The sequence below is a fragment of the Frankia sp. CoBUL1 genome (genome assembly GCF_978021245.1).
The window spans coordinates 1-4,668 of sequence record NZ_CDXDOS010000257.1 but is presented as its reverse complement, the minus strand read 5'-3'; the positions used below and the strand labels follow the sequence as shown (position 1 = coordinate 4,668).

Here is a 4,668-nt window from a genome sequence, read left to right as displayed (position 1 = left end):
GAGCGTCGGTCACGGCAGACCCGGAGCCCGAAAGGTCGCGAACTCCCGGTTCAGGAGAGCCGCTCGACGACCAGCGCCATGCCCTGCCCGCCGCCGACGCACATCGTCTCCAACCCGATGGTCGTGTCGGTGGTGCGTAGTCCGTTCAGCAGGGTGGTGAGTAGCCGGGCGCCGGTCATCCCGAACGGGTGACCGAGCGCGATCGCGCCACCGTGCACATTCAGCTTCGCGACGTCGAGCCCGAGTGCCCGGTAGGTCGGGATGACCTGCGCCGCGAACGCCTCGTTCAGCTCTACCAGGTCGACGTCGTCGATCGTCATCCCCGCCCGGGCCAGGGCCCGCCGGGACGCCTCCACCGGGGCCAGGCCCATGATCTCCGGTGACAGTGCGCTGACGCCGGTGGAGACGATCCGGGCCAGCGGGGTGATGCCGAGCTCGCGGGCCCTGGTGTCGCTCATGACGATGACCGCGGCGGCTCCGTCGTTGAGCGGGCAGGCGTTGCCGGCCGTGACGGTACCGTCCGGGCGGAACACCGGCCTGAGAGCGGCCAGCGCCCGCATCGTGGTTCCCGGCCGGGGACTGTCGTCGCTGTCGATCACCTCGCCGTCGGGCAGCGGCACCGGAATGATCTCCCGCTTGAAGAAGCCGTCCGCGACGGCCCGCTCCGTCAGGTTCTGCGAGCGGCAGGCGTACTCGTCCTGTTCGAGGCGGCTCACACCCGCGAGCTGGGCCACGTTCTCGGCGGTCTGCCCCATGGCGATGTAGACGTCGGGCAGCTCGCCGGCCGCCCGGGGATTCGTCCAGGGCGCGGACCCCGCCCGGGCGCGGGCCGCCGTACGGTCCTGGGCCTCGCAGTAGCGCGGGTTCTGGGTGTCCGGCAGGCTGTCGCTGTTGCCCCTGACGAAGCCGCTGACGACCTCCACCCCGGCGGCGATGAACGCGTCACCCTCTCCCGCGCGGACGGCGTGCGCAGCCATCCGCAGAGCCTGCAGGGAGGATGCGCAGTACCGGGAGACCGTCGTGCCGGGAACGGTGTCGAACCCGAGGCTGACGGCGACGACGCGGCTGATGTTGTGTCCCTGTTCGCCTCCGGGTAGCCCGCAGCCGAGGATGAGATCGTCGATGTCGGCCGGATTGAGGGCCGGAACCTGGTCCAGGGCTGCCCGGACGATGATGGCCGCGAGGTCGTCGGCCCGCATCCCCCGCAGCGACCCCTTGAACGCCCGCCCGATCGGTGATCGGGTTGCGGCGACGACAACGGCCTCGGTCACATGCCCTCCCAGTTCTTGGTGTTCTTGGTGTTCTTGGCGTTCTCGGCGGCAGGGTCGCGGAGGCCGTGGTCCCTGCGGCCAAATGATCAAAACCCTAACGCGGACGAGCGCCCGCGGTCGCGGGTGGCCGAGCCGACGCGGCGAGGGGGACCCGTCGGGTTACGCTTTGATCATCCCGTCGCCAGCGAGCCGGATGGCGTGCCCGATGCGAGCAGACCTTGGTACACCCCGTGATGTCGCGGCCCTCGCCGCGGCCGCGGGCGAGCTGCGCGAGTGCGCCGCACGGCTGCGCCGACTCGTCCCGGAGGTGGCCGGGGTGCTGGCCGGTGCGCGTGCCGCCGACACCCCGCGGGCATGGCGGTCACCGTGGCGGATCCGGTGCGCCGCCCGGCTGGACGACTGGCAGCGGGCGCTCGACGTCAGCGCCGGGGTGCTGCGCGATCGGGCCGGGCTGCTCGACTGGCTCGCCCGGCTGCGCCGGTTCGACGCGTCCGGCGGCGTCGGGAACGACCCACGGGTGTGGATGCTGGCGCACGGACTGGCCACCGCTGGCGTCGAGGGCGATGCCGGGGGGGAGGGAGGATCTGCCCGGGGCTATCGGAGGCTCCGGCGATACCGGCGATACCGGCGACGGCAGGCCCGCCGTGAAGGTTCCGATTGACGAAACCGTTCTGTTCGATCCGGTCCTGCTGGGCGTCCTGTCCGACCGCCTGCGGGCGGCGGGCGACCGGTCGGCCGCCCTGGCCCGAGCCGTCGCCGCGGACGGGGGACGGTTGAGCCGGCTGCCCGGTCCGTTCGGCGGCGTGGACTGGTCCGATCCGCACTGCCTGTTCGGGGAGCGCAAACCGTCCGGTCCGGCTGGCCTGCTCGGTCTGGCTGGCTTGTCCGGACGGGACGACCCCGTCGGGTTCGGACTGCACGCGGTCGCTGTCGGAGCGCCGGCCATGGCGCGCGGCATCGACCGGCGGATGGCGCGTTTCGCCGCGGCCGAGCTGGTCGCCCGCATCGGCACGGATCCGGCGACGGTGACCGTCAATGATCTGACGGCGATCAGCGTTCGGCTGGCCGGCCTGTCCGCGGTGATGCGCCAGGCGGTCATCTCCCGGCTGCGCGGCCGGCCTCTGGCGGTCCTTGCCGCGGTGGCCGCCCGGGCGATCGAAAATCCGAGCCCCGGTATCCTTGGTTACCTGCCGGCGCTGGCCGACCTCACCGACGCCCTGATCGCCGGGGCCTCCTCGGCCATGATCGGAGACGTCCTGCTGGCCTTCCCATGGCTCGAACCCGGCTACCCTGTCGTCCGCGGACGCCCCGGCGAGGTCGTGGCGGTCGACCGCACCGGCGACCCGACGGTGCGTGACGGGATCAGCCCGAGCGATGTGGGGCAGGGCGGCGTCGCTGACTGCTACCTCGTCGCGGCGCTGATCGGCATCGCCCGCCAGGATCCCGGACTACTCGCGGAGCGGCTGCGAGCCAACCCCAACGGTACTGTCACGATCATCATGCACCCCCGCGGACCGGCCGGCGCAGGTGTGGGCGTCACCGCCACGGCCGCCCTGCCCGCTCGTCGGGTCCAGCCGCCGTACGGGCGATCGGAGGACGAGGCACCCGGGCCGCGGGCGCCGGGTACCTCCCGGTCGCGTGCGGCTGGGTACGAGGAGGTCGCGATGGACGGCGACGACGCGGCGGGACGGCCGGAGCTGTGGCCGGCGCTGTACGAGAAGGCCTACGTCCGGCTGCACGGCGGCTATCCCGCCATCGAATTCGGAAATGCGGCGACGGCCCTGCGGACGCTCACCGGGCGATCGGCGCACGTGTTCGCCGCCCACGAGGCGACCGTTCCCGCCCTCGGGGAGCTCCTCGCCGACGGCGAGGTGGTGATCGTGACCACCCGGCGTCGAACCCGATCCGGCGGACTCGTCGCGGCGCACGCCTACACCCTGCTCGCCGTGGACGTGGCGCGCCGGCGGGTGCTGCTGCGTAATCCGTGGGATCCGGCGCCCGGGCAGAACAACGAGCGGTGGTACGCCTGGGACGGGATCCTCCCGGACACGCATGCGGTCGTGCACGGCCCGACCCGTTGACGGTCGGTGGCTGCCGCCCCGCTACCGCTGCCGAATGATCGCCACCGGGGTGGGGCAGTGAAGCATGCACTGGTGGCTGACCGATCCCAGCAGCAGCTCGGCGAAGCCGCCGTGACCGCGGGCGCCGACGACGACGAGATCGCACTCGCGACCCTTGGCGATCAAGGCTTGGGTGGCCGAGGCGGGCACCACCACGGCCCGTAGGTCCAGTCCGGCCGGCAGTTGGCCGCGGTCGCGGACGCCCGCGATGGACTCGTCGAGCACGGCCCGGGCCTGGTCCTCCAGGGCCTGGGTGATCTCCCCCGGTGCCTCGGCGAACGGCAACGGGATCGCCGAGAGCCAGGCGTGCACGGCGATCAGCGGAACCCCGCGCAGTGCGGCCTCCCCGGCGGCCCAGGCGAGGGCCGACAGGGCGTTGGGGGAGCCGTCCACACCCACGGCGATCGGTCGGGACGGTCGGGACGGTGCACCAGCCGGGGTCGTGCCTTCGGCGGCGGTCGCGGCCTCGACGTCACCGCGGGCGATCACGACCGGAACCGTGGCGTGTACGGCGACGGAGGCACTGACCGCCCCGATCCGCAGCCGGTGCAGCAGCCCCTGCCCCCGGGCGCCGACCACGATCATGCGGGCGTCGCGGCCGACCGTCAGCAGGGCCTCCGCGCCCGGCAGGTCCACGGCCTGCTCCGTTACGGAGACGATCGATCCCGGTGGCGTGACCGCCGTCACGGTTTCGTGCAGCGTCCGCTCGGCAGCCTGCGCCAGGCCGGCCCGCATCCCGGACTGGGCCGGACCACGGGCGAAGCCGATCGCGGCTTGGATGCCGCACCCCTGCCACTCCGCCTCGGTGAACGCCCAGCGCAGCGCCGTGTGGGAGCCCCCGGAACCATCGACCCCGACCACGATGTCGGCCATCGTCCGCCTCCTTCGAAGCCCGGTCCGGGATACCCGGCTGGTCGGCGGGGAACCCCGTTCGCCCGCAGGGGAGGCCAACGCGGGGGGCCAACGCGGGGGGGCCAACGCGGAGTGGAGCTGCCCGCCGATCAACAGCTTCCGGTGTTGTTTTCGTGTGTTCTGGCCAGGTGAACCCTACGTTGGACCATCCTTCCCACCCGTCGACGTGATCCATGGTGAGAAGTGGTGAATGGTTGGGTCACCTGTCCTCGGTAACCCCGTCGTCGGAGCGGAAGCCACTGGGCGCCAGCCGCTCCCCTGCCGTGATCGATCGATAAGACGACGAGGTGCGACAATGGAGGTTGGGTGCAGTTCTCCCCAGGTGAGATCAAGCGGCGTGTGTGTAGCTGGGTGAGTACTTGCTG

General features: G+C 72.4%; 4 protein-coding genes. 2 read left to right on the top strand and 2 right to left on the bottom strand.

Annotated elements, in window-relative coordinates; all coding sequences use genetic code 11:
* Positions 1–50: 50 nt before the first annotated feature.
* Positions 51–1,271, bottom strand: a complete 1,221-nt coding sequence (locus AC08OX_RS15100) for an acetyl-CoA C-acetyltransferase (RefSeq protein ID WP_476608397.1) — start codon at positions 1,269–1,271, stop codon at positions 51–53.
* Positions 1,272–1,476: 205 nt separating this feature from the next.
* On the opposite strand from AC08OX_RS15100, the gene AC08OX_RS15095 reads away from it, so the two are divergent.
* Both AC08OX_RS15095 and AC08OX_RS15090 read left to right on the top strand, forming a co-directional pair.
* The gene (locus AC08OX_RS15095) at positions 1,477–1,932 is read left to right on the top strand and encodes a hypothetical protein (RefSeq protein WP_476608396.1); all 456 of its coding nucleotides are present in this window, start codon (positions 1,477–1,479) and stop codon (positions 1,930–1,932) included.
* On the top strand, positions 1,916–3,352 hold the full coding sequence (locus AC08OX_RS15090; protein WP_476608395.1) for a C2 family cysteine protease: 1,437 nt from the start codon (positions 1,916–1,918) through the stop codon (positions 3,350–3,352). Before AC08OX_RS15095 ends, AC08OX_RS15090 begins: the two co-directional genes overlap by 17 nt.
* A 21-nt stretch (positions 3,353–3,373) precedes the next feature.
* On the opposite strand, the gene AC08OX_RS15085 is transcribed toward AC08OX_RS15090, so the two are convergent.
* A complete protein-coding gene (locus AC08OX_RS15085; RefSeq protein WP_476608394.1) occupies positions 3,374–4,264 on the bottom strand; it encodes a universal stress protein in 891 nt (296 codons plus the stop codon).
* Between the last annotated feature and the right edge of the window lie 404 nt (positions 4,265–4,668).

Coding starts and splice junctions, on each gene's coding strand:
- AC08OX_RS15095 (WP_476608396.1), top strand. CDS start 1,477: ATGCGAGCAGACCTTGGTACACCCCGTGATGTCGCGGCCCTCGCCGCG.
- AC08OX_RS15085 (WP_476608394.1), bottom strand. CDS start 4,264: ATGGCCGACATCGTGGTCGGGGTCGATGGTTCCGGGGGCTCCCACACG.